Below are 25,118 nucleotides of genomic sequence, written 5' to 3' on the forward strand. Positions count from 1 at the left end.
GCCTTGATTCGACATGAACCTCTCGCAGTTGCGGCGACGCACTCTCCATATTGAACTGCTGGAGCCGCGACAGCTCTTGGCTGCCGACGCGCCGTTGCTGAATATGGATGCAGCGGAGGCGCCGGCTGTTGAACCTGTCGCCGACGTCGCTGCAGATTTCGCGACCATGGCGACCGCAACGGACGACGCCCAGGCGCAAACGCAGCCCTGGGCGACGACCCGCGGCGTCTACGTTTTTACGCTGAGCGCGTACCAAGGCGTGTGGGCGCCGAAGGACTGGACCTTCGCGCAGTGGGAGACCTGGCTCGACCAGATGGAGTTCTTGAACTTCAATCACCTCCAGCTGATGCGGGCGCCGTGGTCGGAACGCCCGGCGCAAACGCCGGCGGAACTGGCGAAGGAAGCACTGTGGGTGCAGGTGCTGCAATCGGCGAAGCAGCGGGGGATGACCACTTCGATCGTCTTCGGCACGACGTGGCACGGCGATCTCACTAATCCCTGGCGGATTCTGTCGCCGGGCAACAGCCCCGCTGATCCCAACTGGCAGACGCTGCTGAGCGACTACCAATATTGGGCGAACAAGTATGGCGCCTGGGTCGACGAATGGGTGATGGGGGGCGAAGATCCTGGCGGTTCGCCGTCGAGCGCAGGCATCGATTACGCATTCGAGACGCCGTCGCCATTGGGGAATCCGAGCAACGTTTCGGAATTGGTCTCGCTGCAGATTGCGATGCGGTACGCCGCTCGACAAGTAAATCCGTCGGCCAGCGTCGTGGCGGAAACGTGGGGCCTCAACTGGTGGGGAACGTCGCCCGGCTACAGTTCGCAACTCGCGGAATTTCTGGTCCAGCAGTCTCGCCTGCCGAGCGACGTGCCGCTGAGCACGCACGGCAACGACGACGCGCTCACCAATTCTCTGCAAGCCACGGGGCGGGACGTCGACGCGTGGCCCTTCTTCCTGATTGATCACGAATTTCCAGTCGGCCATACGAAGCTGCACTTCGACTGGACGAGAAACTACCTGAGAAAGATCGAGGCGCAGGGCATCGACAGCGTCGTCGCTCACATCTCGCATCCGACGGAACAGTTGCCGTCGCTATATGTTTACTCGCGGCTGCTCGATGACGTGAATCTGAGCGAGGCGACGCTGCTGAAAGAATTCGCCGCGTTTTTGGTCGAGCCGCCGGCGCAGCAGACGGCCCTCGCCAACGCGATTGGCAGCCTCAGCGATTTTTGGGATTCCGTGAGCGGCATCGCCAATTGGACGGCCGCCGCGTTGCAGCCGGTGAACGCGGCGGCGCCGTTTACCACGCGCTACAGCGCTGCTCAGCTGGGCTACTTGCACTCCGCGTTGGCGAACATCACCGCCGTGACCGATCCTCGCGCTGTGTCGCAGATTCCGATGCAGATCACGGCCGCCGCGTGGGTGCAAATGCTGCGGGATCAAATCCAGTTCTTGCACGACGCCGCTTACATCGGCAATCTGGTCGCCCAATCGCAAAGCTACCTCAACGACCAGTACCCCGCAGTCGCCGCGTTGATCGCGCCGCTGAGCCGGGCGGAAGCTGCTGAAATAGAGGCTGACTTCCATTCAGCCGGCTCGGCGGGCGCCCTGCAGCGCATGGAGGCATATCTTTCGCAGTTTTGGCAGACGACCACGAATCAGAACCATCCGTTGGGAATCATTTACGATTTCCTCCGCCTGAACATTCCGACTTCCGTCGCCGGATCGGTGGAGCTTTCCGGGGATTACTTGGAGTTCGATGCGCCCGCCTTCCCGACGCTCTTCAAGCAGCTCGACGGGCGCGTGGAACAAACCGGCGGCAGTTTTTCGTACGCCCGCGACACGCAGTGGACGACGGAATCGTCCGCCGCTTTCTCCGGCGGCACCGCAATCAAGAACTCGACCATCAACAGCGAAGTGAACATCGTGTTCTCCGGCAGCGGCGTCTCGCTGATCCACTCGCTGTGGCAACAAGGGGCGACGGCTTCGTGGTCGATCGACGGCGGCGCGGGCGGGTCGGGCACGATCCAGATGAACGCCGCCACGCGGACCGATCAAGTTGAAACGCTGCTCGCCACGGGGCTGGCGCAGACGCTCCATGTGTTGACGATCAAGAAGATCGGCGGCGCGGCCAGCACGGCCATCCAAATCGACGGCGTCGTCGTCCAGAACAATAATCGGTTGCGGCGCGAGGATGATCGCCAACTGCTGACATACAGCGGGCAATGGGCCTCCACGAGCGAGGGAGCGCCCAGCGGCGGTTCGTGGCATTTCACGACGGAGAACGCCGCCTCGGTGACGATCCCGTTCACTGGCACGGCGGTCGGCATCGCCGCCACGCTGCGCGGAGATTATGGCGTGATTGCGTGGAGCATCGACGGCGGCGCCGGCGGTTCAGGGACTGTCAGCCTGCAGAGTTCCAGCTACACGAATAAGATGCCGTTCATCCTCACCAGGGGACTAACCAACGGCAATCACACGCTAACGCTCACCAAGCAGAGCGGGTTCCTGATCAACATCGACGCCGTCGATTCGGCTGCTGAGCAGTCGGCCGACTTCAACAACGACGGCATCGTCGACGGCGCCGACTTCTTGGCTTGGCAACGTGGCTTCGGGGCGTCGGGCAACGCGACTGCAACTCAGGGAGACGCCGACCTCGATCGCGACGTCGATGCCGACGATTTAGCCATCTGGCGGACGCGATTCGGGCAAAAGGCTGCGAGAACCGCAGTCTCGTTGGCAGTCGCCGCGACCGAGGCGAGCGTGAGTGAACGTTTCAGCGTTGCGGCTTCGGAGTCGTCGGAATCTTCTAGCGCCGCTGCGAGCGTTGAAGGGCAAGACTCGGCGTCGGCTCTGGCTGCGTTGAATGGCTTGGAGTTGCAGGCTTTTCAACTTCAATCGAGCCGCCCGGCGATTGACCGCTGGATGGCGTTGTTTGCAGAAGAGCACTCGCAGAAGTCTCTTTCGATTGCCAACAAAGAGGCTGGATGGACGGCGCCCCGTCCGAGACGTGGCGAAGTGATTGGCGCCGGACGGTCGGAACGCGACGAGCAGTTAGCCGACGACGCCATCTACCGCTGGCTCAACGGTTCGGCTCTGGACCGCTTGTCGTCGGTTCCGAACGCATTCGCTGATTAAAAGTTCCGCCTCACGGGGAAAGTAGATGACGATCATCCGCATGTTCATTGTCCTCGCGGCGTGCGTCACGAGCGCCTCCGCCGCGATCGCCCAGGCGAACGCTCGGCCGTGGTTGATCGTCACCGGTACGAACGAAGCGCCGGCCGTGGTCGAGAATATCACCGCGCTCCAGCATGACGTCGCCGCGCTGTTGGGAACGCCAGTTTCGGTCGTCGCTGACAGCGCGCTCACGGCGGAGCAACGCGAGTCGTCGAATCTGCTCGTAGTGGGTCAGTGCGATCAAAACAGCTTGGCGGCCGAGCATTTGGCTGGTCGAAAGCTGGAGGCGGCGCTGCGTGACGAAGCGAAGTTCGTGCAGCAGCAAGGCTATGTGGTGAGCGTCGAGCCAGTCGTTGGCGACTCCGGCAAGGTGATCGTCGCCGCCGGTTGGAATCCCTTGGGCGCCATCTACGCCGCCTCGCACTTGCGGACGCATTTGCAGCGCGACCAGGGCGAATTGCTGCTGCAAAAGGAACGTACGGCCAAAGAGGGGGGCTATCACGAAGTCTTTCGCCCCAGCTTCGAAGAACGCGGCGTGTACTACAACGTCGCCTGGCAAGATTTGGGCGATCTCACGCCGATCAATTGGACCGATGAGCAATGGCGTCACTGGGTCGACAAGGCCGTTTGCGCTCAATTCACGCACATCTACTTCTTTCTTTGGTCCGAGCATCTCTGCTTCGACAAATCGCCCGCGACGAACAACAAGTTCAATCGCACGTTGCACGAGCGGATCGCCACGATGATTCGCTACGCACACCAGCGGGGCTTGAAGGTCACGCATCAGTTCTCGCCGACGCTGATCCCGCGCGACATCTTCAAAGCGAACGAGCAAACCGCGAAGGCGTCGATCGAGTATGCCAAGCACGGCTTTCCAGTCGCCTGTTGGGCCGCTCCCGATCGTTTGACGCTCGGCCCCCATTCCTGGAACGGCGTGCGCGATCTGGCGACCGACGCCTACGCCAGCGAGGTGCACTGGTTCCGCGAGGCGGACGAGTTCAGCCTCGTCTTCTACGATCCGGGCGGCTGCTTCTGCGGGCCCGACCAACAAAATTGCCGCGAGCATCAGGCGCTTCGCATGATGGAGCAAGTCGACGCCTTCCGTTCGATCGTGAAGCAGGCCAACCCCGCCGCACGCTATCAAGTTCATCTGTGGGCAATTTGGGCGTTGGAAGAAACCTACAAAGTCAAATGCCAGGATCAGTTCCTCGATCTGTTTCAGCAATATCGAGACGCCGACCCCAAGTCGGAGGTTGAACTGACGGTAATCGACCGCCTTACCAACGGCGGCACGACGCTCGAGCCGGCCATGAAGCGCGGGCTCCGCCGCAACGGTTTTATTTTTCCGACGAACGTTGAGAGTGGTTGCAATCTGTTGATCCCTATGCTGGGTTACTTTCCCCCGACGATGGAAGCGGCTCGCCAGTACCAAGTCGACGCCGTGCATCACATGCGCATCGAGGAACCAAGCAAATTCGCGAACTCGTACATCGCGTCGCGGTTCTTCTGGAACTCCTCCGCCGATCCGCACGAGGCGCTGCGCGAGTATGTGCAGTGGATCGCCAACGACAACGCCGAGGCGGCCGATCAACTCTACGAGGCGCTGACGCTACTCGATTCGTTCATGTGCGAGGGGGCCGAGAATCAAGATCATCTGGCGAAGGGAAAGCAAATCGAGTCGCTCGTCGCCTCCGCGTTGAATTCGGTCGGCCCGCAGAAAGCGGAAGAGCTGGAGTGGCTGGCCACGACTTCGAAAGCCATCGCGCTGATTGGGGCCGCGATCGGCGAGCACGATCGCACAGACCAGCTCTCGAGGGAATTCGCTGCGCTGATGGCGTCGTCGCCGACGTTCGCCGCGACTCACACGCCGCTGAGCAACTACGTCGGGTGGATCAAGAAGGGGTGGAATCGCGAAAATTTCTAGCCCGCGTTTTGGCCGCCATCCGATCTGAACAACGTCCTCCACGCCGAGAAGAGATGCAGCGTACCTCGCTCCAACTCCGTAACGATGCGTTGCAAATCTGGCATGCCGGCTTAGAAGCGGTTCGTTCGCCTCGACTCATCGCCAATGCGGTTGAGGTGTCCGGCGGCGTTTTGCAGCTCGCCAAGCACGAGTTTGATCTCGCGGGCATCGAACGGATCGCCGTCGTCGGGGGCGGAAAGGCCGGCGCCGGGATGGCCGTGGCGTTGGAGCAGCGCTTGGGGGCCGACATCGTTCAAGCAAAACGGCTCACGGGCGTGGTGAACGTCCCGGCCGATTGCGTGGAAGCCACCGTCGCGATCGAGCTGCATGTCGGTCGAGCAGCGGGAATCAACGAACCGACGGAAGAGGGACTGCGCGGCGTCGAGCGGATGCTCGAACTGCTTGCCGCGCTCGGGCCGCGGGACTTGTGCATTTGCTTGGTCTCGGGCGGCGGATCCGCACTGATGCCGGCGCCGGTCGCAGGTTTGTCGATCGCCGAGAAGGCCGCCCTCACCCGCGAGCTGTCCGCGTGCGGCGCGACCATCGAAGAGATAAACGCCGTGCGAAAGTCGCTGAGTCGCGTGAAGGGGGGCGGGCTCGCCGAGGCATGCCGAGCCGGGCGGCTCGTGTCGCTGATCATCTCCGATGTGATGGGCGATGACGGCTCGATGGTTTCTTCCGGTCCGACGGCGCTGGGAACCGCCTCGCCGGCGGCCGCATTGCGCATCATCGACAAGTACGCGCTCACGCGACTTCCCGCGGGAGTGATCGCCGTCGACCTGCTGCAAAAGCGAATGGCTGAGCGCAGCGATGAAGCGCCTGCTTGGCAGTCGCGCATCGACGGCGTCAACCGTTTTGGATGCTGCGTTCATAATGCGATTGTGGGCGACAACAATCTAGCGGTCATGGCGGCGACCCGGCGAGCGCGCGAGCTAGGCTACGCGGGCGTGAACTCGGGCGATGAACTCGCGACAGGCGACGTCAATCAGGTCGCGGCGGGCATCGCGGCGGCAATGAACGAATTGCACACACAGGGACCACTAGCTTGTTTGATCAGCGGCGAGCCGACGGTCAAACTCTGCTCCAGTGAGCGACGCGGCAGAGGAGGACGCAATCAGCACCTCGCCCTCGCGCTGGCGTCGCTGCGAGCCGACTGGCGGGGAACATGCTTCGTCTCGGGAGGCACCGACGGCGAAGATGGGCCTACCAATGCCGCCGGCGCCTTCGTTGACGACGAGGTGGTCGCCGCTGCGATGCGGCAGCACCTCGATTTCCAATCCCATCTCGCTCGCAACGATTCATTCACCTTCTTTAGCAGCGTCGACGCGTTGCTGCACACCGGCCCGACGCATACCAACGTTTGCGATTTGCGAGTGGCCGTGGCCGATCCGGCGCTGCGGTGACGGGGCCTTTGCGTAATTTGCCGTTAACCTTTTGGAAAGCTTTGGAACACATGAGCACCAATCGCATGCCGTCGCGTCGTCAGTTCAATGCCATTGGCGCCTCCTTGTTCGGAGCGGCGGCAATGGCGCCCGCAGTGGCGAGCGCGGACGAGCCTGCAGCGCCCGCTTGGCCGAACGGTCGACGGATTCTCTTTCAAGGCGATTCGATCACCGACGCCGGTCGTCAACGGGACGCGAACGCCGTCAAATCGCTCTCAGACGAATTGGGCAATGGCTACGCATGGTTGGCCGGATCGCAACTGCTCGTCGACTACCCCGATGCTGGGATTGCCCTGCTCAACCGCGCAGTCAGCGGCTCGACGCTGCAAGGCATGGCTGAACGCTGGCAGGCGGATTGCATCGATCTCAAGCCAGACTTCGTTAGCGTTCTCATTGGCGTGAACGACGCCTCCCGCGCGTTGGAAACAAATACGATCGAACAATCGCTCGAAAGATTTGAGACCGATTACCATGCGTTACTGGCGCTCACGAAGCAATCGTTGCCCGGCGTGAAGCTGATCGTTTGCGAACCTTTCGTCCTCCGTTGCGGCGTGATCAACGACAAATGGTTTCCGATGTTCGGTCAATTCCGCCAAGCGGTGCGCACCGTCGCCGCACGCGCCGACGCAGTGCTGGTTCCGCTTCAGGAAATGATGGACCGAGCCGTCGCCCTGGCCCCGCCCGAGCGCTGGGCGGCCGACGGCGTTCACGCCACGATGGACGGAGCGTCGCTGATGGCTCACGTTTGGCGGTCGGCGATTGATGCGAGCATGTAATGAATGCGGAGTAGTCGGCCGCAGCTTCATCGTGCACAGTCACATCGCGCCGATTCATCGATCGAGGAGATTCTAAGATGCCGTTGAGACTACCAAATCAACCAGTCAATCGCCGTGATTTTGGCAAAGCCTGCTTTGCAGGGGCCGCCGCTTCAAGCCTTTCTTTGAGCGCAGGCAGTCCGCTGTTTGGTGAAACGGAGCCGGCGCCCGCTGCGCAGGAGAAGCCAGGCGAGGGGGGATTCGACCTGCGCGGCGTTTACTTCCACGACGGCTTTACCGCCGACCCGCAGCGTCTGGCGCCGCTCCACTGGGAGGAGCCCCAATGGCGTCGACAGATCAAGTGGCTATCGGCGTGCGGCGTCAACGCCGTCAAGTTCTCGACGATGCTCGAGTTCAACCGGTTGCCCTCAACCGAATTGGAACGCAACAAGATCGCCGATCGCTTGCAGGTGCTCGATCTTGCTCACGAGCTTGGGTTGCAGTTCGGCTACATCTTATCGAACACCGTCGTCAGCACCGTGCCCGCGGACTAAGAACCGGGCGACCAGAGTAAAAACCGCGCCGTGCAGCTTTGCCCGCGTCAGGGCGACAACTTCCAGAAGACCGTCGATTTGCAGTCCTGGTACATGCAGACATACAAGGAGGCCGACTTCTTCGAAGAGTTCGCCGCCGACTGGGGCGCCTGCAACTGCGGCGAGTGCGGCGTCAACGACTACATGCGGTACGTCGAAGAGTTCGCCCATCGCTTGCAGAAGCAGAATGCGGCCGCGCCGCTCTACGCGAACACGTGGTCAATCTCGTTTTGGGGGGAGGATCCGATCCCCAAAGGTTGGAACAACGTGTTCTCCAAAGAAACCCCCGGCAGCCAAGCCGTCGTCGCCGCGCTAAGCGGCATGCCGGCGAACGTCCACCTCGCCCTGCCCTGCCACAATCTGTACCGGCCGCTCGTCTTCTCTGCGTTCGGCGGCAAGCAGCAGACCCCTGTGTTCCCGACGCTCGCCGACGTGCAGTCGATTCTCGATTCGGGGCGGCACGTGATGGGCTGGCCGCACTTCCTGATGGACGACGACACGGCCCGTGCGCCGCAATGGGGGCTGGTGCACGTCGAATTGCGTTACATCAAAGCGATGCTGCAAAGCCTGCGGGCGGCGGGCCTCGATCGCGTCATGGGCAATCTCAACCTGCCCAATCTGCAGCTTGCCAATACGTACGGGTTCGGACGATTGGCTCAAGACCCTGCCGCTGACATCGCCGACGTGCAGCGCGAGTTCGCCCGCAACATTGTCCAACGTGAAGACATCGCGGCGCTCGCCGACGTCCTCTCGTGGCTCGACAACAATAGCTACTGGGATCAGCAGATGCCGTCGGACGCCCGCGAGGCGCCCTTGCCTTGCGATCTCAATCGTGAGCGCGTCGGCAGAATTCTCGCCGACTTGCGGCCGTTGAGCCGCCCAGAACTTCCGGCCCCGGTCGACGCTTCGCAATGGCTCGACGATCTCCGCGCGACGATTCCGCGGATGACGTGGGCGACGTAGTCGCCGCTGGACGAGTTCGCTCGAACCGATCGTTTACCGCTCGTCGCCGTAGGTGATTACGCCGACCCGGGGCTACCCGCTGTCTAAGTATGCCGGTCGGTCGAACCCTCACTCAACGTACTTTACATCGCATTTTGGCAGAGCTTGCGAGAACTCGCGACGTCCTTCTGGGGAGGTGTTGGTTCCAGTCAGATTGATGCCTAGCAGTGATTTTACAGCAGCCAGTTCGCGGAGCCCGGCATCGCCGATCGGTGTGTTTCTTAAGTCCAAGTAGGTTAGTTCTCGCATTCCCGCCAATTGCTTCAAGCCAGCGTCGGATATCTTGGCGTTGAATAGTATTAAGACGTTGAGCCGCTCTACCTTGGAAATGTATTTCAGCGACTCGTCCGTTACGCCGGTTGACCCCAGGCTGATAGCGGAGATGTTGGGGTAGGCGGGTAAGAAGTCAAGGCTTTCGTTCTTGACGTCGACTCCATCAAGCACCAGAGCCTTGGGGTCTGCTAACCATTCCTCGCCAACGATCGCTAGAATCGCTTCGGGAACGCGAGGCGGCGTGCCTTTGGTCGCTTCCCCGTTTGATATTTCGTGATCGTAGACGACCACGCCTCCCAACTGCGACACAGCTCGGTTTAGATCTCTGGTGCGGTCGGCGCGATAGGCATAGGTTCCGAGTAAGATGGCGACTGCTGCAACGAGGGACAGCATGGCGCCGAGAGAGAGTCTTCGAAGTTTCATGCCGTCAGCCAACGCTCTCGTGTTTGTTGCTGGTCTTTCTACGGTTATAGCTAGTTTGTCGACAGTTGATGCGCAGATGTCCCCGACGCTTGGCTGCGAATGACGCTCCATTCGCCAACGTATTGCCGGCCGCGTGTCGGGGTCGCGCCGGCGAAAAGAGGCATGGGGCCTCGGCGCCTCTTGTTGCCTGCGGCAACGCCGACACGCTGGCGTTTGCGTTTTGTCGGCAGGCAATGGCACGTGCGCCAGAGTGTCGGCGCCACCCGCCGCTTACCTCGGCGCTTGCGCGAGGTCCCACACGTAGCCGAACGGGTCGCGCAGGCGCGAGCGTAGGTCTCCCCACATTTCTGTGCGCGGCGGAAAGATTTCCACGGCGCCCTGCTCCTTCATCCGCGCGTTCGTCGCGGCGACGTCGTCGACGTAGAGGTAAAACTGGAACGGCGGCGTCTGGTTGGCGTCGGCCGGCGGTTGAGCGTCGAAGTCCCAACCGATTTTGTTAAGGGTGAAGTTGCAACCACGGTAGCGCATCCGCGCGAAGAGGAGTTCGCCGTTATCGCCAGGCAGCTCAAAGATCGCGACGAAGGACAACGCCTGCGCGTAGAAGTCGACCGCCCGCCGCACGTCCGCACACGCGATCGCGGTGGTGAGCCAATTGAGGCCCGGCCAGGGGTGGGGGCGATGCTCGACGTTGTCGAACCAGTTTAGGTTGTCGGGGCTCATGTTGGTTCTCGTCTATCGAGTGTGGTCGTTGGTTGGGCGATGCTTTGCAGCGGTCGGAATCGCCGCTAATCAGTCCGTCGCGAATTAGAGACTCTCGGTGACGTCTCAGCCAGCGTGAGCGCTGCGCATGTTTGCATCGCCTCTTGCGGCTGTGCCAGCCTGTGGCGGGGGAGTACGCCAACCAGGGCTACCCGCTGGATTCCGCAGCTGGAAGTAAACTCCCTGTCCTACCCTGCTCTTGCGATGGCCACCCAAAATCGGCATTGATCTAACTACTAATTGTTTAGTAAATAGTGGCACGACCGGCGAAAATGGTAACGCGGCCAGGAGATTCACGCTCTTCGTGCGGGACTTTCCAGAGCGTCTGGGACGGCGCTTTTGTTGCATTACTAAGCTCGCGCGGCTGGCTGCTGGCCATCACATTGCATTCGGTTTTCAAAATAGAATCGTGCTTATGTGTAATAGTCGAATTTAAGTTCAGTATCTGAGGTTGGGCCAACAACTCGGAACTGAGGAATCGCGTTGCATCTTAGATTTTCGTACGTCCCATTTTGCGCGATTTGCCGATAGTCGATAATTGGCGTGTAGTGCCCAGCTTTCCAAATACTTGACCCGCATGGATGCGAGGTATGTTTCAAAACTCAAGCAAAGCGTTAGCAGTAACAGCGACTTCGACGTCAAACGGCATTTCGCTTGTCCTGCCCGCATGGAATGAAGCTGAATCAATCGAGCGCGCCGTTAGTGAAGCTGAAGCCGCGCTAGCGATCGTTTCAGACTGCTTCGAAATCATTGTTGTGGACGATGGGAGTTCTGACGAAACTGCCGTACGCGTGACAGCAATGGCAGCCACGAGACCTTCCGTGAGGCTGATCCGGCATGAAGCGAATCGCGGGTACGGTGCCGCATTGCGATCTGGATTCGAGGCGGCCAACTTCGAGTTAGTCGCATTTACCGACGCCGACTGCCAGTTCAACTTAACTGAATTAGATCGCTTTGTTTTGCTCTCACGAGACTACGAGATCGTTTGCGGTTATCGAATTGATCGCAAAGATTCGCCGCTTCGTTGCCTCTACTCTCGCGTCTACAACCAACTGGTGAGATTGCTGCTCGATACGGGCGTGCGAGACGTTGATTGTGCTTTGAAGATGTTTCGGCGCGAGACATTGAACGAGTGCGACATCACGGAGAATGGATTTCTGGTCAATGCGGAAATCATCTCACAGGCCCGACGGCAAGGGCGATCCATCGTCGAAGTTGGCGTTTCGCACCGGCCGCGCGAGGCTGGGGCGAGTACGGTGTCGATTGCGCACATACCTGTAGTGTTGGCGAGTCTGGTTCGACACTGGTGGAATAAGGTACAATTTTCAGCAGCTGACGGCCAATCAGCAGTAGAAGCGAAACTATCGCCAGAGAAGGCTGCAAACGACCGCCGCTTTCGCTTTGCAGAATTCATCTTGATTCTGGTTGCCGCGATACTCCTGCTCTCAAACCTCAACTATCCTCTGATCGATCGAGATGAAACTCGCTACGGCGAAATACCTCGTGAGATGATCGAGTCCGGCGACTGGACGCTGCCAACGCTCAATTTCCGGCCGTACTACGATAAGCCCGTATTGCTCTATTGGTTGTGCGCGACGAGCTATTCGATATTCGGAGTATCGCCTGGAGCCGCTCGGATCATTCCAGCAATTTGCGGTTTGGCGACGCTGCTCGCAACAGTCTGGTTCGGAAATCGGGTACTCGGACGCCGAGCAGGATTCTTTGCGGGGCTAGCGCTCTTCCTTTCCGTTGGATTCCTGGGAGGAAGTCGAATTCTGTTGCTCGACGGGTTGCTGACGTGCTTCACGACCATTTCGTTTGTGGCCGCATATGAGGCAGTGAAAAGCGACAAGCTAAATTGGAAATGGTGGACAATAACAGCGCTTGCAGCCGGGCTTGGATTTTTGTGCAAAGGCCCAATATCTGTCGTGCTACTGGCTCCGCCGCTGGTTATGCATTGTTGGCTAACGAAGAACCCCGCGCGTTTATTGGTGCGACACTGGGCGTATCTATTTGCGATCGTCGTGTTAGTGAACGCTCCTTGGTTCTACGCTGTTTCGCAGCGAGACCCGGCGTTTATTAGCGAGTTTTTCTACCGTCATAATCTGCAACGGTTTGCCGGCGCATTTCACGCTGAGCCGTTCTGGTACTTCGTGCCCATTTTGCTTGTCGCCGGGCATCCCTGGACGTTCATGGCAATTCCGTATGCGAGTTTTCTGTGGTCCAAGAAAGAACCGATCCGGAAGCTCAGGTCTCGATCACTTAGCTTCCCCGTACTTTGGAGCGCTTGGTGTTTCGCTTTTTTCTCGATGTCGAGTTGCAAGCTGCCAACCTACATACTGCCGGCCGCTCCAGCTTTTGCTCTGATGATTGGGCATTATCTAGATCGTGCAGTGTTTGCGTCGATCGGCGGATTCGGAGCTGATTTCTCAAGGCGCTGGTCGCCTTGGCTAGCGAGCATGGCGACTTGCCTAGCTGGAATTGGGTTCACCATTTTCATGTTGATGAGCGGCCTAGAATCCTGGACTGCAGGAGCGGCAATCTCGGGCCTCTGGATTCTTCTGGCGGCCGGAGCGGCTCTTTCAATGCGGCGATGGCCGACGCCGGCATTCCAGTGGTCTGTCTGCGTTTCAGTCACGCTCATTCTCAGCGCGGTTGTGCTGCACCGAAATATCCCGCGCTTCGCGCTCGCAGAGACAGTATTTGGAAGTGGTTCGCCGGTCGCGTTGGACGTGAGGGGCACGATCCCAATGGCGACGATCGGTCACGAGTGGTCCTCCGTGCCATTTGATCTCGACCGAAACGACGTTCAGCACTTCGAAGCGAATTGCATGAGCGACTTGATCGAGTACGCGGGGCAGCACGAGCAGGCGATTTTAGTCTTGAAGACGGACCAGCAAGTTGAATACCTGCGGAAATCGCTTCCTCCTGGTAAGCATCTGATAAAGGTCGCCGATCGAGGACCGGCCAAAGTTGTACTGGCCGTAATGAAGGCGCCTGGAGAGGCCCTGATTGGCGCAAAACCGGTCGCCGACGTCAAGAATATTCGTTGAGCCATTGGCGCAGGAGACTGCGCGCAGTGCACTCTTCCGACACGAGCGTTGTCGTGAGGCCAATCCCTAGCGCTGGCCGCACTTTTGATTCTCAGTCAATCCGGAAAAGATCCGCTCACGATGCCTTGCGCCGAGCAGCTAGGCTGACAAGCAGCCGAAGCTGGCCTCTTTGCGGCATTTGAGCGACTCCGTTCGTTGCTTTGCTATCGGACAACGCTGATGCTGCGCATTTACGCCAGGCTAGCTGCGATCAACCGTTATCTCACGGCTCTGATTGCTCTTGCGATCATTCAGGGCATCGCGCTCTGTATTTGTTCTTTGAGTACTGAAGAGCTTCTTGAGTCTCTTTGTTGCGGGAATGTGAGCCTTCCCGTCGCCTTCGGTCTCGTAGCGATGATGTACCCGACGATGTGTGCAATTCGGTACGAATCGCTTGCACCCCTGTTACGAAGCATTCGTCGGATATGGCCAGTTTTCGTCAGTCATTGGTTCGCTAGTCCGCTAATTATGTTCTCCCTGGCTGTGCTCTTCTTCCGCCAGCAGCCGGAGTACATGACCGGAATTATCTTGATTGGTCTGGCTCGGGGAATAGGCGGCGCCGCGACTTGGAATAAGTTGGCCGAGGGTGACGCGGATCTGGCGTCAGGACTTGCTGCGCTCAATGCGGTCTTGCAACTGCTGTTCTATCCCGTTTACGCCTGGCTTTTTGTCGCAGTCCTACCACGGACAATTGGGGTTGCAGGCTCTGGGCCTGAAGCGACCGTCTCGCAATTCGCGATCTGCGTCGCGCTGTATTTAGGAATTCCTTTGCTCGCTGGGGTTGTCACGCGAGCGATTCTAATAAGTGTAGCCGGGAGTGAATGGTACGAATTGTTTTTTATGAGACGTTTGTTGCCTTTGAGGAGCGTCTCAGTGTTGCTGACTATTGTTCTAATCCTCTCATTGAAAGCTGAAGAGGCCCTTGCCTTTTCGGAGCTGTTCTTACTGATTGCAGTTCCACTAACTCTGTTCTGTGTAACGATGTTCGCGGTGGCTTTTTATTGGAGCTACGCAAGAGGCGATTCTTACGAACACGCTGCAACGACGTCGCTCTCGTCCGCTAGCAATAATATTGAACTCGCAATTGCAATTGCCTTCGCCGTTTACGGAGTTGACTCTGCCGAAGCGTTCACGACTGTCGTTGCGCCGTTCGTGGAAGCGCCTGCAATGATTGCTCTTGTTACAACCGCCTGGTATCTCAATCGTAAACTTTTTGCACCCGAGCAAGGCGCCCATCGACTGCCCCCAAATTTGGCAAATATCGGGAAGAGTAAGCTCAGCAGCAATGCGGCATGAAGGGCGGCGTCTGATCGTCGAACGTGTTGGGTGCGGGTCGGCATTGAGTACGAGACCCGGGCGGGCGTTCATGCTTCGTAGAGTTCGATGGGAAGGCCGTCGGGGTCTGAGAAAAAGGAAAATTTCTTACCGGTGGATTCGTCAGTTCTTACTGGCTCGACCTCGATCCCTTGTTGCTCCAGACGATTAATCACGCGCTCGATATCGCTCACCTTCAGAGCTAAATGCCGCAGGCCGCATGCTTCTGGATAACTCAGCCGCTTGGGAGACTCGGGAAAGGAGAATAACTCGATCTGCACTCCCCCTGGCAGTTCGAGGTCGAGTTTGTACGACTGCCTGTCAGCACGGTAGATCTCGGAAAGCACCTTCAGTCCTAAGACTGACGTGTAAAACTTCTTTGACGCTTCGTAATTCGAGCAAATGAGTGCGACATGGTGCATGCCGAGTAGTTCGTTCATGGCGTTGCCTGTGGAGAGTGGCACTCCGGCAAGTTGTGACCTGCTGCCGATTCGTGAGCCAGCCGCTAAGTTAGAGCTGGCGGCGCCTCAATGCCAGCGGCGCAGGTGCAGTAGGCAGGGCTTGGGCGGCGTTGCCTCTTGCGGCTGCGCCGCCCTGGTAGGCGAGTACACCAACCAGGGCTACCCCGCTACCCGCTAGGGCTACCCGCTGCTTCATCCATGGTTCCCGCCGAGCGAGCGGCGCTCAGCAAGTTGGTGCTTTACCACTCACGCAAGCAGCGGCAGGCTACGGTCGAGCGGGCGTTGAAAGAGAGCCTAGCCCGAAATCGCCCTCGTATTCCCGCGTTGGGCCTGTTCCGATTGTAACGGCATGGGATTCGCTTTCCGTGCGCTCTGTGCCTGTTACGGCAGGGATGCACCGCCCAGGCACGAAGCGAAATTCCTCCCTTTTGCCGATTTCGGCCAAGGAATACTCAAGTGGAACTCGGTCTTAAGTTCGGAAACCAATTGAGCGTACGCTCCGCAATGACTTGGCTGCGTTCTAACCTCCCGGTGACGGCAGCGTCGCGGATTGCCGTACAGATCTCTCCGGAACTCTGGGAAAGCACTCGCCGCAAGCTTGGCAAGAACTCCGCCGGCAAGAATGGACTAAGGGATTACGTCCAGACCCGCGCCGCTCAGCTCGCTCAACTCAAAGTCGATGAGGTGGTTCGCTCAAAATCATCTCTCTCGGGACGCGCCGCGAACAAGCTGATTTTAAAAGCGGCGAACGCGGCGACGAAGATGACGCTTGAGAAAGCGGCTCACTACTTGAATTGAACTGACTGCCCGGCAAACGATGAGAAAGCCGGAGAGTTATTGACCGCGGCGACGGCGTTTGTTGGCGACGAGGGCTAGAGCTGAGCCGCACAGGCAGGCTAGACCTAGCGTGGCGGGTTCGGGAATGCTGGAGCTCGCGGGGATGGCGGCGACGCCGCTGCCGAACTGTCGTTGCCACAGAAGGAAATCGGCGCCATCGATGAGATTGTCGCCGTTCGCGTCGCCTGCGTTGCGGCCGCCTGCGGCGCCGTAGCCCGTTTTCCAGATCGCCAGGTCGGCGGCGTCGACTTGGCCGTTGGAATCAAAGTCGGCGGCGGAGCTCGGTGCAAGCGAGATCGTGCCAGTACTGAGCAGTTGCGACGTATTCCACGCGAAGCCGTCGACGATCGGCAGGTTGAGCGAGTTGAAGCTGCCGGCGACCGTGCCCCAATCGAAGAGATCGAACGACAGTGGGCTGGTGGGCGTGAAGCCATTGATGAACTGCACGGCGATAGCGCCGCCGAGGGTGAGCTTGCCGGCTACGTCGAGGTGGTCGTACTCGGTTCCCTGATCATCGCCGCCGATCTCCATGAGGAGCAGCGAGGTGTTGGCGAGCGTGGCGTCGCCGGCGAACGAGACCGCCGCGGGGCTATTGCCGGGGCTGAAGGCGCCATCGAATTGGACGGAGCCGGCGTACGAGCCGGCGCCGCTGACGGAGCCGGTGAAGCGAATGCCCCCGACGCCGACCGTGCCGTTGACGGTTCCTGCATTTTTGAACGCGCCGTTGATCGTGCCGTAACCGGCGACCGTGCTGCCGGAGTCGAGCTGAATGCCATGGAGACTGGAGAGCGAGCCGCCGGCAAGCGTGGTCGTTGCGCCAAGCTTGGCGACGCCGGCGCTAAGCAGATTGACCTGCTGCGCGCCCGTGTTGAGCGTGCCCTGGAAGGCATCGAAGCCCGTCGCAAGTTTGGCGTCGCCGAGGGTTAGCGGTCCGCCCGCTGCGGTGATGGAACTCGTAGGCGCGCCGGTGATGCGAGAGTAGATGGCGCCGTAGCCAGTAGCCGCTCCGGTGAGGGTCACTCCGGCGTCGGCGACAATCGAGCCGCCGGCGAGCGTGGCGGAACCAACGGCGACGGCTTGGGTGGCGGTGAAAGCGTGCCCGCCGACGGTCAGCTCGCCGCTGATCGCGGTGGTTCCGGACACGATGGTGTGGCCGCTGAGCGCGACGGAGCTCGCGGCGTTGCTTTGGAGATTGGCGTTCACGGCGCCTTTGATCTGCAGCGTGCCTGCTGACACGTTGAGCGCCGGGGCCGTGATGCCCTGATTCAAAATGGCGATTCCGGCCGTGGTTTTGTTCACGGCGTTAGCGGCGATAACGGGGACGTCGATCGTGCCAGACTGCAGGGCGAGCGTGGCGGGGACGAGCACGCTGCCGACGGCGCCGCCGACTGTTCCGCCCTGCAGCGTTAGCGTGCCGGTTTGCTGAACGTTTCCGGCGAGATTGAGCGTGCCGCCAGCGACGTTGACCGGTGCGGTCGGAGCGAGCGCGTTGGCAGTCGCCAAACTGAGCGTGCCGGCTTCGATGCGCGTGCCGCCGGTGTAGGTGTGCTGCTTGGTGAAGATCTGCTCGCCCGGCCCTTGCTTGACGATGCCGCCGGGACCGCTGGCGGCGTTCGAAATGACGCCGTCGAACGTGACTGGGCCGGGCAGCGATGCCGGCGTGGTGATGGTCAGGGCGGGCGTGTCGCCGTTGTTATCGAGTTTGATGCTGCCGACGACGCCCGCTTCGTTAGTCAACGCGCCAATGCTGGCGGTGGCAGAGTCGACGGTGAGCGAGCTCGTAGACGAGAAAAACCTCAATTCGCCAGAGACAGTCAGAGAGGCGCGGTCGCTGATTGTCGCCGTGCCCGTGCCGCCCTTTTGGGCGGAGTTGTAACCGCCTAAAGCGAGGGAATTCGTTGTGAGCGCCGACGAGGCATCCTCGACCGTGAGCGTGCCGGTGACGCCCGAGAGCATGCCAACGGCCATGGCGGCTGAATTCACCGTGGCCGCACTGGAGACCGTGACGGTCGCGCTGCCATTGAAACCGGCGACAAACAAGCCGATGTCCCGCACCTTCGCGTCCTTGGTGACGGTGAGGCTGTTGCCGCTCGTGCCGCTCGCGCCCATGAAGAGCTGGCCGAAGGTGGCGACCTCGGTCTCCTCGTCGCGGATGATCAGGTTCGAGCTGCCGGCGCCGGCTGATTGCAGGACCAAATTTCCCCCGCTGGTTCCTTTCAGCTTCGTGCGGTGGGAAACAGTGACCGTTCCCTCGGCCATATACATGGCCGCGAAGGCGTCGAACGACGTGCTCGTGAGCGTGTAGGTTCCTTCGAAGAACTCGGCGCTACCAGCTTGGTGCAGATAGTTCTTGATGACGTTCGTCGCGCCTTGGTTGAGAAAATCGAGCGAACCGGCGCCTGTCTTGTTGATGCCGAAGACGTTGCCCGCGGTGGAGTTCACCGACCCGTACACGGACAGCTTGCCGCTGGCGATATTCCAATCGGCTTCGCCGCCGAGAAGGACGTTGCTGTCGATACGATGATTGCCCTGTAGGCTCGTGACGTCGCCGCTGGCGATCGTCAGCTGATCGTTCATGAGGCGGTAGGCGTTACTGCTGTTGAACGTCACATCGGCGACGGTGCGATTCCCGGACAAGCTGATGGTGCGGTTGCCGCCGGCGGTGGGGAACTCAACGGAATCTCCGCTCGCGGGGGCGCCTATGGGCGACCAGTTGCCGACGAGACTCCAGTCGCTGTTCGTGCCGCCCGTCCAGGTTTTGGTTACGGCGCGGGCGCTGCCGGCCGTGGCGGCGCTGGCGAGCAAGGCTGTGAGGAGGAGCAGCAGGCGAGCGCGCACCGGGAGCGAGGCGGCGGATGGCGAGACGAGCATGGAGGAGTTCTCAAAAAGGAGGGACGAACAGGCGGGATTGGCGTCGTCCCGGCGGCAGAGGCGAGTCTAGAGGATAAGCGGACGCCTGCGTCGGTTCAATGATAAGCTGGGAGGTGGCCGACGGGCCTTGCGGCGGCGAGGAGGGGAGCGCCGCCGACTGGTCGCTGGAGCGACCAGCCCGAGAGATGACGCAGGTGGCCCCGACACTTGGGCGCGAATCACGGCACATTCGCCAACGCATTGCAACGCATTGCCGGCCGAGCGTCGGGGTCGCGCCAGCGGGAGGAGGCGCAGGATCTTGACGCCGACTCGTCTCTTGTTGCCTGCGGCAACACCGACACGCTGGCGTTTATGTGTCGCCGGTAGGCAGCGGCATGTGCGCCAGAGTGTCGGTGCCACCCGCGAACCGGATACAATTCGCTGGTGTCATGTTTCTCCTGTACCAATGGGGGATCAACCAGTGTCAGACGAGCAGCATACCGATTCGGTTACACCGCAGAAGGCGCCTGGACTAGCCGTCTCAATTCCAATTACGCCGCATGGTGGAATTCTTGAGCATTTTGAACGAGCTGTTCTTTTTCATAATCTGTCGTTTGCCGTCGGCGACGCCAAGCACGCTTTTCGGTTGTTGCTTTCTGCTGTTTACTCGTGCCAGGCAATGGTTGAACTCATGTACGAGGAGTGTTCTGACAAGTGTGTCAGCGTTACTCGTGAGAACCTAAAAGCTGCATTGAAATCCTTGCTCCCTGGGTTTGCACTAATTGAGAAGATTCGCATTCATGATTTTCATCGCTTCGGTATTACGCCACCTGTGACGAAGGGCGTTATGCAATCATTCAAAGGGCCAATGAAACTCAAGGCCAGTAAAGGCGCTGCAATGGTATCGCTGCCTATCGGTGAAGCTCCCAATGTCGTCGAAACGGGGAACTCGAAGGTAGTGATGCAGCGACCGCTGCTGTCCGTGAACGGCCACTTCTACGATGAAGACGCAGGTCGTTACGTAAGCTTACCAATGCTGATACGTGATTTCTTATTAGCCATGCCCATCGCGGTTGCAGAGCATGAGAAGAACAGAGTACAGGGGCAATGCAAGTCAGATGATCCGAGGCACTCGCCGATCTGGCGTGGTATCTACGACGAACCAGCGTCAGAGTATCGGCTCATCGACAGTAAAGGCGTCGCTAAGATGATGCAATAAAGCAGGGTGCGAGCACCGCTCCCTTCTGCGATTTAGCGATTGTGCAGCCGTCACAGTCTATTGTCTGACGCGGTTGGAGCAGCAGGCAGCTAATAAAAAGGCCCGTTCGGAGTTCTGGGGAACATCCGAACGGGCCTCAATGCGGAGTGGACGAGTTTGCTCGTCCGAGTGGAGGCGGCGGGAATCGAACCCGCCGCCAAACTCAACAAAGCCCCAGAAGGAGCGCAATTCTGGAACGTGACGCACTCCAGGACGCACGCGATTTGCGTCCCATCTAGTCAACCGAAGATCTACGGGCACTCGGTTGCGGAGAATCGCTATCGACTGGGAAAAGCCGCTGCCTGCAGGAGGACGAGCAAGTCGATGGACTCCAGTGGCGGGATGCCAGCGGCCGACAGGGTACCGAACTTGTGGACCACCTGGACATGCGAGTTGACTCAACTCGCGGTAGGGTATGACCCTCATATTATCGTATCACCTGCAAAAGCTCTCGACCCAAAGTCGCGGTCGTTCACGCCCAGAAGGGCGCAGGTAAGAACTGCTTCTGAGCTGCCTCAGATTCCCGCACCACCCACCAAGAAGGCGTCGGTTAAACTGCCTCCGCTGCACGGCTGGAACTCAGATCGCTTGGCCGAGAGTACTTTAACGAACGCTGTACGAGCTACATTGATAGTCATCCCGAGTCTATTCCCGATAAGGTCTGATCGCTATACGAAGAAGCCCCGCTCTACCCGGGAACTCGACGTCGTCATGATCGAATGTGATTGGAAGTTCCCACGTAAGGAAGGGGGCACAAAGATGTTCATCGATCACGGGATTTGTCTGAGGTTGTCGAAATCCACATTTCCAATAAGGAGCCCGAATTGTGGCATGCAGCTTACCGCGACCATAGCTGCGAGTCGAAGCTCTAGTATGCATTGAGACGTTCATCGTGATGGTGAGAATTGGAGCAATCCGTCTCGCAAGAACTTCAGGAGTTCGGGATGTCCGCTCCCTCCCCAGAATGGAGTGTTATTCACATCGATGACAAAGTATGAATTCGGAGGTTCAAACACAATATCGAGGGCACCGTATTCGAGCTGAAAAGCAGCCAGAAAGGTGAATAACGTTTGCAGCAAACTTCGCGGGCACTCGAACTGCCCCGCCACCAGTGCTAACGCAGTCGGCTTCAGCAAGAATGTTGCCGTCTGCCGCTCGATTCCAACGGGCATTTTTTTGATCGGTTTTGGATCAATCACCTTTGAAACAGCGACGTGTCGCCCCGCGACATACACTCTGTAGAAAATGTGGTCTGGATTCTCCACAAATCGCTCAATGCACAGCTCTGGTCGATTCCACCATGCGTCCGGAATATTGCGTCGGGGGACAACTTTATATTTCTTGGCGTTTAACACAACGTTTGAAATGCAGGTGAGACCCAGAAGCGTTCTCAGCTCCGCGGATAAGGCACGTTCATTATTTGCGCCATAATTGTAGTTGGTTTTCACAATGAGCTGCTGGGTGGGCGGGCTATCCCGCGTCGCTTCGGCTACCGGTAAGTCGGCCGCCCGACACACATCCTGGATGTGTCGCTTTGTAACATCGAATACATGCTCGTTCACGACGGCAACCCTGCGATCTCTCAGGGCACTTAACAAGTGGTCCCGCCGAAGTGGAAAAGCATGAGTTTGGGATACCGCTAGGTGGAGAATAAAGCGGTCAACGGATTGCGGCAGGCGATTGATGACTTCCACACTATCTTCACCGGGAATTGCTTGAATGAATGTCGCCTCGGGAATCAGTGACGACAATAGGAAGCCAGATCGTGACTGCCAGTAGTAAACAGTAGTGCCGGTCTCACTACTCGGTGGTGTATCTTCGTGCATCTTTCGAGAACCTATAGGGGAAGATCGATAGCCACTACGTATCCTTGACGGCATTTCATCGCCAGCTCGAACTCATCTCCAGCCTTTGTTCCTTATTTTACGGCGATTCATTTTTTGCCGCTGTGACGACGATCGCATGACGACCGGTACGCAGATGGGCTGGAGCTGCAATCAATCCGGCTAGGCCAGCAGCGCCTGCTGGCCATGAGTTGATAGCGGCGAACGAAGATAGTTGACTCGCAGCGTCACTCAATTGGGCATCAGTAACTTCAATCGCCCCTCCGCCGCTTTCACGCACTAGCCGTACGACGTCCTCAGCATGCGCCGACCTCCAGCTTATGAGCGGTTCGTTGAAGCTAGTCGGGCAGATATCAGCGGGCTGTAATTCCACAACCATTCCAGCCGCTACGCTGGCACATGCAGCATTGTTCCCAGCACTGCTAACGGCATACATCCGGGCAACTTTGTTCTTTGCTCGGAACCCTTCGTAAATACCCGTGATCGTCGTTCCATCTCCGACGGGAACCCATACTGCAGTAATTCCATGGACTTGTTCACGCAACTCGGCGGCAATAGCCCTGTAGGAACGGAGGATTAAGTCGTCCGCAAAACCGCTGGCGTTGCAGTCATACGCGCCAGATTGAACCGCGAATTCTCGGCTGGAGGCTACGGCATCTTCGTACGTGCCTTCGACGAAATGAACTTCAGCGCCGTATTCGAGCATCTCTGCCGTTCTCGATCGCGCATAATTTGACGGAACAAAGACGTGGCAACTCGCGCGACTGGCAGCCGCCTCGAATGCTATCGCAGCGCCATAGTTTCCGCAGGAACCGACTGTCACGACGGCAAATTGACTGCGTACAGCATGGCGAATCACCGATCGGGCGGCGCGGTGCTTGTGCGTTCCTGTCGGGTGAACACCTTCGAATTTCAAGTAGACCGCGTCGGCGCCGATGATAGCCGCCAGTTCGGGAACATCAATCACAGGGGATGCATTGCTCATGCTTCTGGCGCGATACTTGCAAAGCGTTGCCCATCCAGGCTGCTTCGAAGGCGCGCGGCCCGTCCTTTGGAAAAGGCGAATAGCAGTGAGTCGTGACATGGTCACGTCACCCTCGCAGGACCAATTGCGAGTGGTGTCGTTCGACTGCCACTAGACGATATCCCGAGTATAGAAGTCCCTGAGAAGATAGATGCGCGCGTTTTCCAGCCAATAGGGCAATTAGCGAAATTCCGTTTGTTACCTGATGCGTATTGCTAGCGTATGTAGTGCGTGCAAGAGGTTTCCAGCCAACAGCCACGAAAGCGGCTCTGGCTTGACGACGAATCGTGCGTCAGGCTAAGCCGAACGCAAAAGGTCACGCCTGGAGCGACCACTTCGTCGATGATCGCACAGCGATGGCTGATCGATTCGCATGTTGATGGATCGACGAGTGACGCGCGAATGTTTAGCGATCGACCTGGCTCGAAGCCTTCAAGAGCGAGGAAGCTGGACCGATCGAGCGATGTCTTCGCCCGTGACGTCCCCCCGTTTCTTCGTCCACGCGGAATGCAAGATTTTAGTAAACTTGCATTCTGAAGGAGTGCCGCAAGCTATGCCGAGAAAGTGTTTTACAGAGGAGAAGATCGCGTTCGCGCTGCGTCAGCACTAGGGCGGCGCCCAGGTCGCGGATATCATTCGCAAGCTGGGGCGACGGAGCAGACGCTTTACCGCTGGAAGAAGAAGTTCGCGGGCTTAGGCGTCGCTGAGCTACGTCGCCTGCGGCAGCTTGAGGAAGAGAACAAAAAGCTCATGGCCCTCGTGGCCGACCTGAGTCTCGACAAGAAGATGCTGCAGGACGTCGTCTCGGGAAAGGTCCAAGGCCCGATCGTCGGAAGATCATGGTGAAGCGGCTGCAAGCCGTTTACTGCATCAGCGAACGTCGCACATGCCGAGCGTTGGGCTTCCCTCGTTCGACGCATCGCCACGTGGGCGTTCGTAACGGTCGGGCCGAACTTCGGATCAGACTTCGCGACTTGGCCGCCAGCCGCGTAAGGTACGGCTACCGCCGTCTCCATACGCTGCTGAAGCGCGAAGGCTGGTAGGTCAATCACAATCTGGTGTATCGGCGGTACATCGAAGAAGGCTTGCAGGTGCGGATCAAGACGCCCCGACGACGCAAGAGTTGCCGAGCCCGGGTACGTTAGTCGATAACTTTACCAGGGAGAGTTTGGCGATCCGGCTCGGCCAGCGGCTCACCTGGGACGACGTCTTGGCAGTTCTGGAGCACCTTCAAGCCGATCGAGGCACGCCGCAGTCGATTCGCGTCGAAAACGGCCCGGAGTTCATCTCGAAGTCGCTCGATTGATGGGCATACTTCAACGAGGTAACACTCGACTCCAGTCGGCTCGGCAAGCCCACCGATAATCCGTTCATCGAGTCATTCAACGGTCGACTGCGGCAGGAATGCCTCAACCAACACTGGTTCCAAGACCTGCCAGAAGCCGCGGCGACGGTCGAAGCTTGCAGTGTCGATTTTAACGAGTAACGTCCCCACAGTAGTCTTGGGGACCGCACTCCGAAAGAGTTCGCGGCTTGCTTCGCTTCGGCTACGCCTCAGCGAAGCAAGCCGATTCCTAGCATTCCGACTGGATCAGGATTCGGGTGAGGGTCAAACGACTTGGATTGTCGCTCCAGGCGTGGGCTCTTTTGAAGGGGGAAGGTCATACCTCCGTTGCGGCCACGGCGCAAGAGACTGCGGATAGACACTCTAGTCGATGCCTTGATCAAGGAGAGTCTTGCGATTCAGCTCCACCACGGCTCAAGGGAGGCGACGTCGTGACAGATCTAGGGCAACTTTAGGCCCAGCATGGCGAGCCGCGGTCGATCCGCGTCGTCAGTAAGTTTCGACCTTATAGTCGAGTTCCCTCGCAGTCACCAGCTCGCGACGTCAATTGAGCGGGCTGCGTCGATCAGAGCAATCTCGGTTAAGCACTCCGCCTGGGGGAGGTGGGAAAGAAATCCTATGCATAACCAGCATCGGTTGATGTTTTGTCTATTTGAGTCATGTTTGTGTTGTATGGCAGGCAGATTTGTCGCGATACTGAAT

16 protein-coding genes and 1 pseudogene are annotated in these 25,118 nt (G+C 59.0%); 11 read left to right on the forward strand and 6 right to left on the reverse strand.

Annotated elements, in window-relative coordinates:
- Positions 1-13 precede the first annotated feature (13 nt).
- From ACQY7R_RS23200 to ACQY7R_RS23225, 6 genes are all read left to right on the forward strand, one after another.
- Positions 14-3,142 carry a hypothetical protein gene (locus tag ACQY7R_RS23200; protein WP_428307930.1) on the forward strand — a complete coding sequence of 1,043 codons (3,129 nt, stop codon included), beginning with the start codon at positions 14-16 and terminating at the stop codon, positions 3,140-3,142.
- Positions 3,143-3,167: 25 nt separating this feature from the next.
- The gene (locus tag ACQY7R_RS23205) at positions 3,168-5,105 is read left to right on the forward strand and encodes a hypothetical protein (protein WP_428307931.1); all 1,938 of its coding nucleotides are present in this window, start codon (positions 3,168-3,170) and stop codon (positions 5,103-5,105) included.
- Positions 5,106-5,158: 53 nt separating this feature from the next.
- The gene (locus tag ACQY7R_RS23210; RefSeq protein WP_428307932.1) at positions 5,159-6,547 is read left to right on the forward strand and encodes a glycerate kinase type-2 family protein; all 1,389 of its coding nucleotides are present in this window, start codon (positions 5,159-5,161) and stop codon (positions 6,545-6,547) included.
- A gap of 50 nt (positions 6,548-6,597) precedes the next feature.
- The gene (locus tag ACQY7R_RS23215) at positions 6,598-7,362 is read left to right on the forward strand and encodes an SGNH/GDSL hydrolase family protein (RefSeq protein WP_428307933.1); all 765 of its coding nucleotides are present in this window, start codon (positions 6,598-6,600) and stop codon (positions 7,360-7,362) included.
- A gap of 164 nt (positions 7,363-7,526) precedes the next feature.
- A complete protein-coding gene (locus tag ACQY7R_RS23220; protein WP_428307934.1) occupies positions 7,527-7,895 on the forward strand; it encodes a hypothetical protein in 369 nt (122 codons plus the stop codon).
- Positions 7,896-7,925: 30 nt separating this feature from the next.
- On the forward strand, positions 7,926-8,897 hold the full coding sequence (locus tag ACQY7R_RS23225) for a hypothetical protein (RefSeq protein ID WP_428307935.1): 972 nt from the start codon (positions 7,926-7,928) through the stop codon (positions 8,895-8,897).
- A 108-nt stretch (positions 8,898-9,005) separates the two neighbouring features.
- Here the strand turns inward: ACQY7R_RS23225 and ACQY7R_RS23230 are convergent, their stop codons facing one another.
- Together ACQY7R_RS23230 and ACQY7R_RS23235 are read right to left on the reverse strand one after the other, a co-directional pair.
- Positions 9,006-9,602 (reverse strand): hypothetical protein, encoded by a 597-nt coding sequence (locus tag ACQY7R_RS23230; RefSeq protein WP_428307936.1) that lies wholly within the window; start codon positions 9,600-9,602, stop codon positions 9,006-9,008.
- 300 nt (positions 9,603-9,902) lie between these two features.
- Positions 9,903-10,352: a VOC family protein gene (locus ACQY7R_RS23235; RefSeq protein ID WP_428307937.1), complete on the reverse strand. Its 450-nt coding sequence runs from the start codon at positions 10,350-10,352 to the stop codon at positions 9,903-9,905.
- 629 nt (positions 10,353-10,981) lie between these two features.
- On the opposite strand from ACQY7R_RS23235, the gene ACQY7R_RS23240 reads away from it, so the two are divergent.
- Both ACQY7R_RS23240 and ACQY7R_RS23245 read left to right on the forward strand, forming a co-directional pair.
- Positions 10,982-13,444 (forward strand): glycosyltransferase, encoded by a 2,463-nt coding sequence (locus ACQY7R_RS23240; protein WP_428307938.1) that lies wholly within the window; start codon positions 10,982-10,984, stop codon positions 13,442-13,444.
- 219 nt (positions 13,445-13,663) lie between these two features.
- Positions 13,664-14,779: an arsenic resistance protein gene (locus ACQY7R_RS23245; protein WP_428307939.1), complete on the forward strand. Its 1,116-nt coding sequence runs from the start codon at positions 13,664-13,666 to the stop codon at positions 14,777-14,779.
- A 68-nt stretch (positions 14,780-14,847) separates the two neighbouring features.
- Here the strand turns inward: ACQY7R_RS23245 and gloA2 are convergent, their stop codons facing one another.
- Complete coding sequence (gene gloA2, locus ACQY7R_RS23250) at positions 14,848-15,237, reverse strand: SMU1112c/YaeR family gloxylase I-like metalloprotein (RefSeq protein WP_428307940.1); 390 nt, start codon at positions 15,235-15,237, stop codon at positions 14,848-14,850.
- Between the two features lie 477 nt (positions 15,238-15,714).
- On the opposite strand from gloA2, the gene ACQY7R_RS23255 reads away from it, so the two are divergent.
- Entirely contained in the window at positions 15,715-16,056 is a 342-nt protein-coding gene (locus tag ACQY7R_RS23255; RefSeq protein ID WP_428307941.1) for a hypothetical protein, read from the forward strand.
- Positions 16,057-16,092: 36 nt separating this feature from the next.
- Here ACQY7R_RS23255 and ACQY7R_RS23260 read toward each other — a convergent pair whose 3' ends face one another.
- Complete coding sequence (locus tag ACQY7R_RS23260; RefSeq protein ID WP_428307942.1) at positions 16,093-18,966, reverse strand: beta strand repeat-containing protein; 2,874 nt, start codon at positions 18,964-18,966, stop codon at positions 16,093-16,095.
- A gap of 298 nt (positions 18,967-19,264) precedes the next feature.
- Between ACQY7R_RS23260 and ACQY7R_RS23265 the strand changes: the two genes are divergently transcribed.
- The gene (locus ACQY7R_RS23265) at positions 19,265-20,164 is read left to right on the forward strand and encodes a hypothetical protein (protein ID WP_428307943.1); all 900 of its coding nucleotides are present in this window, start codon (positions 19,265-19,267) and stop codon (positions 20,162-20,164) included.
- A gap of 926 nt (positions 20,165-21,090) precedes the next feature.
- On the opposite strand, the gene ACQY7R_RS23270 is transcribed toward ACQY7R_RS23265, so the two are convergent.
- Both ACQY7R_RS23270 and ACQY7R_RS23275 read right to left on the reverse strand, forming a co-directional pair.
- Positions 21,091-22,029, reverse strand: coding sequence for a hypothetical protein (locus tag ACQY7R_RS23270; RefSeq protein ID WP_152097261.1), 939 nt, complete (start codon positions 22,027-22,029; stop codon positions 21,091-21,093).
- Between the two features lie 97 nt (positions 22,030-22,126).
- On the reverse strand, positions 22,127-23,032 hold the full coding sequence (locus ACQY7R_RS23275; RefSeq protein WP_428307944.1) for a pyridoxal-phosphate dependent enzyme: 906 nt from the start codon (positions 23,030-23,032) through the stop codon (positions 22,127-22,129).
- Positions 23,033-23,624: 592 nt separating this feature from the next.
- Between ACQY7R_RS23275 and ACQY7R_RS23280 the strand changes: the two are divergent.
- A pseudogene (locus ACQY7R_RS23280) lies at positions 23,625-24,554 on the forward strand (transposase); the annotation flags it as partial.
- Between the last annotated feature and the right edge of the window lie 564 nt (positions 24,555-25,118).

Origin of the sequence: Lacipirellula sp. (assembly GCF_965279485.1) — a bacterium.
Classification (GTDB): domain Bacteria; phylum Planctomycetota; class Planctomycetia; order Pirellulales; family Lacipirellulaceae; genus Lacipirellula.

Excerpts from the sequence above, each read along its gene's own strand:
- ACQY7R_RS23215 (WP_428307933.1), top strand. The coding sequence starts at position 6,598 with ATGAGCACCAATCGCATGCCGTCGCGTCGTCAGTTCAATGCCATTGGC.
- ACQY7R_RS23200 (WP_428307930.1), top strand. The coding sequence starts at position 14 with ATGAACCTCTCGCAGTTGCGGCGACGCACTCTCCATATTGAACTGCTG.
- ACQY7R_RS23245 (WP_428307939.1), top strand. The coding sequence starts at position 13,664 with ATGCTGCGCATTTACGCCAGGCTAGCTGCGATCAACCGTTATCTCACG.
- ACQY7R_RS23230 (WP_428307936.1), bottom strand. The coding sequence starts at position 9,602 with ATGCTGTCCCTCGTTGCAGCAGTCGCCATCTTACTCGGAACCTATGCC.
- ACQY7R_RS23275 (WP_428307944.1), bottom strand. The coding sequence starts at position 23,032 with ATGAGCAATGCATCCCCTGTGATTGATGTTCCCGAACTGGCGGCTATC.
- ACQY7R_RS23260 (WP_428307942.1), bottom strand. The coding sequence starts at position 18,966 with ATGCTCGTCTCGCCATCCGCCGCCTCGCTCCCGGTGCGCGCTCGCCTG.
- gloA2 (WP_428307940.1), bottom strand. The coding sequence starts at position 15,237 with ATGAACGAACTACTCGGCATGCACCATGTCGCACTCATTTGCTCGAAT.
- ACQY7R_RS23210 (WP_428307932.1), top strand. The coding sequence starts at position 5,159 with ATGCAGCGTACCTCGCTCCAACTCCGTAACGATGCGTTGCAAATCTGG.
- ACQY7R_RS23205 (WP_428307931.1), top strand. The coding sequence starts at position 3,168 with ATGACGATCATCCGCATGTTCATTGTCCTCGCGGCGTGCGTCACGAGC.
- ACQY7R_RS23240 (WP_428307938.1), top strand. The coding sequence starts at position 10,982 with ATGTTTCAAAACTCAAGCAAAGCGTTAGCAGTAACAGCGACTTCGACG.
- ACQY7R_RS23270 (WP_152097261.1), bottom strand. The coding sequence starts at position 22,029 with ATGCACGAAGATACACCACCGAGTAGTGAGACCGGCACTACTGTTTAC.
- ACQY7R_RS23235 (WP_428307937.1), bottom strand. The coding sequence starts at position 10,352 with ATGAGCCCCGACAACCTAAACTGGTTCGACAACGTCGAGCATCGCCCC.